Annotated in this window: 2 protein-coding genes; both read left to right on the top strand. The window is 60.3% G+C overall.

The annotated features are described in order from the left end of the window. The first annotated feature begins 31 nt into the window (after positions 1–31). On the top strand, positions 32–1,870 hold the full coding sequence (gene htpG / locus ACIREA_RS29540) for a molecular chaperone HtpG (protein WP_397385908.1): 1,839 nt from the start codon (positions 32–34) through the stop codon (positions 1,868–1,870). Positions 1,871–2,336: 466 nt separating this feature from the next. Beyond that, positions 2,337–2,942: a Holliday junction branch migration protein RuvA gene (gene ruvA / locus ACIREA_RS29535; RefSeq protein ID WP_397385907.1), complete on the top strand. Its 606-nt coding sequence runs from the start codon at positions 2,337–2,339 to the stop codon at positions 2,940–2,942. Positions 2,943–3,084: the final 142 nt, after the last annotated feature.

Genomic DNA, 3,084 nt, shown 5'->3' with positions numbered 1-3,084 from the left:
CCCCCCCCAAACCTTTTTTACCCTTACAACCATGAGCCAGACCCACGAATTCCAGGCCGAAGTCAAACAAGTCCTCGATATCGTCATCCACAGCCTCTACACCGACCGCGAGATCTTCATTCGCGAACTCGTGTCCAACGCTGCCGACGCGATGGAAAAGATGCGCCTCACCCAGCTCACGGAAAATGACGTCTTCGACGCCTCCGCCGCGCTGGAAGTCACCATCACCACCGATGAAGCCGCCCGCACGCTGACCATCGCCGATCACGGCATCGGCATGACCCGCGCCGAGCTTGTCGAAAACCTCGGCACCATCGCCCACTCCGGCTCCAAAGCCTTTGCTGCTGCCCTCAAGAACGCAGGCAAGCAAAACGACGCCTCCCTCATCGGTCAGTTCGGCGTCGGCTTCTACTCCGCCTTCATGGTGGCTGACAAAGTCGAGGTCCACACCCACTCCTGGCGCAACGACGGCGAGCACCTCGTCTGGACCAGCGACGGCAGCACCAGCTACACCATCGATGACTCCACCGAAGAGGCCCGTGGCTGCAAAATCGTGCTCCATCTGAAGGAAGACGCCGCCGAGTTCGCCACGAAGCACCGCGTGAAGCAGGTCTTGGAAAAATACTCCAACTTCGTCAGCTTCCCCGTCATCCTCGACACCGAGCGCGTGAACACCGTTGAAGCCCTCTGGCTCAAATCCAAGGACAGCATCACCGACGAGCAGTACACCGAGTTCTATCGCTTCGCCGCCCACGCCTTCGATGATCCTAGCTATCGCTTGCACTTCCAGGCCGAGTCCCCCATCGCCATCAATGCGCTGCTCTTCACCCCCACGCAGAACATGGAATCCTACGGCATGGGCCAGATGGAGCCCAACGTCGGCCTCTACTGCAAAAAGGTGCTCATCGACCCGAAACCGAAGAAGCTCCTCCCTGAGTGGATGCGCTTCGTCCGTGGCGTCATCGACAGCGAAGACCTCCCGCTGAACATCTCCCGCGAGTCCATGCAGGACAGCGCCCTCGTCCGCAAACTCGGCGACGTCGTCGCCAAGCGTCTCCTCAAGCACCTCGACAAAGAAGCCGTCGAAGACCCGAAAAAGTACAACGAATTCTACGCCAGCTTCAGCCGCTTCTTCAAAGAAGGAATCGCCACCGATCACACCAATCGCGACGCCATCGCCAAGCTGCTGCGTTTTGAATCCAGCATGACCGAGCCCGGCGAGACCGTCAGCCTCACCGAATACGTGAAGCGCATGAAGGAAGACCAGAAGGAGATTTACTACCAGGTCTCCACCTCCCGCAGCACCATCGAAAGCGGCCCCTACGTCGCCGCCTTCAAGGCCAAGGGCTTTGAAGTTCTCTACATGTTTGAGCACATCGACGAATACGTCATCTCCAGCCTCAGCAAGTTCGAGGACAAAGACCTCAAGTCCGTCAACGCCCCTGACATCGATCTCGGCGAAGACACCAGCGAAGGAGAAGCCCTCACTGAAGCAGACGCCACCTCGCTCTGCGACTGGATCAAAGAACGTCTCGCCACCCAGGTCGAAACCGTTCGCACCGGCAAGCGCCTCGTTGGCAGCCCCGCTCTCGTCCTCACCCCCGAAGGCGAGATGAGCCCGCAGATCCGCCAGATGATGAAGGCCATGGGCAAAGACGGCGACATGCCCGGCTCGAAGGTCATCTTCGAAATCAATCCGCGTCACCAGCTCGTCCGTAACCTCTCCGCCCTTCACGCCAAGGACCCCGAAACCGCCGGCCTCATCTCCGAGCAGATTCTGGACAACGCCCTCCTCTCCGCCGGCCTCCTCGACGAGCCCCAGCGCATCATCGAGCGCACCCAGAAGCTCATGGAAAAGCTCTCCGCATAACAGCGGTAGCCAGCTCACCGCAAAACTCGTCACCCCAACGCGCAGCCGCAGCCCTAATTTGGACTGCGGTTGCGCAGTGAGGAACGAACGCAGCTACCGCTTTCGACGGGATGGATGGCTTTTTGCGTGCCATGGTCCATTCGAATGCGGGAGCCGGTGATTGTTCGCAGGCCAGTCACCTTGTGCCCGCCACGAGACGCACGAAAGCGTCTCATAAGTCCTCTTTTTTCCACAAGAGACGCATGCACATCGTAGGACGGGTATGGCGACAGCCCGCCCGTCTGCGAGCGTGTGAAAACACCCCACGACTCGCAGGCCTCTGCGCGGCGTGGTTCGCACTCTCCGAGTGCGGCTCCGGGCCTTCCAGCCCCAGCCCGTTCAGCATAGAATGACCTGCGCCAAGTAATCGCGCTCGAAGAACCAAACCTGCACTTGCACCTTCGCGCCTACCCGCCTTCATGCCCGCATGATCGCCTTCCTTCGCGGCCTCCTCGCCGAAGCCCTCCCGCACCGTGCCACTATCGACGTCAACGGCGTGGGCTACCTCGTTCTCATCCCACTCACCACCTTCGACAAGCTCCCGCACCCCGGTGAAAAAGTGCAGCTCCTCACCCACTACCACGTCACCGACCGCGACCACACCCTCTTCGGTTTCATCACCTCAGACGAGCGCGATCTCTTCCGCCTCCTCATGGACCGCGTCTCCGGCATCGGCCCCAAGATGGCCCTCAGCGTCCTCAGCGGCATGCCCGTCGCCGCCTTCAAAGACGCCGTCATCAGCGGCGATGTAAAATCCCTCTCCCGCATCAAAGGCGTCGGCGGCAAGACCGCCGAACGCATCGTGCTCGAGCTCAAAGACAAAGTCGGCGTCGTCGATGCCTGGCAGGCCTCCCGCACCGCCAAAGGCGCCCACGATCCAAAACAGGAAGCTCAAACCGACGCCGTCCTCGGCCTCATCGCCCTCGGCTACAAACAATCCGAAGCCATCAAAGCCGTCAACGAGTTGGCCAAACAGCCTGGCATGGACACCGCCGACAAACTCATCCGCGAAGCCCTCCGCAGCATGAACTAATGCCGCGCCGCCAACTCATCACGGTGTGCGAGATGCAGCGCCGCAAGTCTCGCTTGTCAAAAAGGATCAAACACTCCACTTAGGCCACGAGTTTCGAAGATGTCGCAAGCCTGAGCGTGAAGTGGTCCGCACTCTCCGAGTG

The organism is Prosthecobacter sp., assembly GCF_044373815.1.
Lineage (GTDB): Bacteria > Verrucomicrobiota > Verrucomicrobiia > Verrucomicrobiales > Verrucomicrobiaceae > Prosthecobacter.
The sequence above is the reverse complement of the archived record's forward strand: the minus strand, read 5'-3'. Positions and strand labels throughout refer to the sequence as shown.

Coding starts and splice junctions, on each gene's coding strand:
- htpG (WP_397385908.1), top strand. CDS start 32: ATGAGCCAGACCCACGAATTCCAGGCCGAAGTCAAACAAGTCCTCGAT.
- ruvA (WP_397385907.1), top strand. CDS start 2,337: ATGATCGCCTTCCTTCGCGGCCTCCTCGCCGAAGCCCTCCCGCACCGT.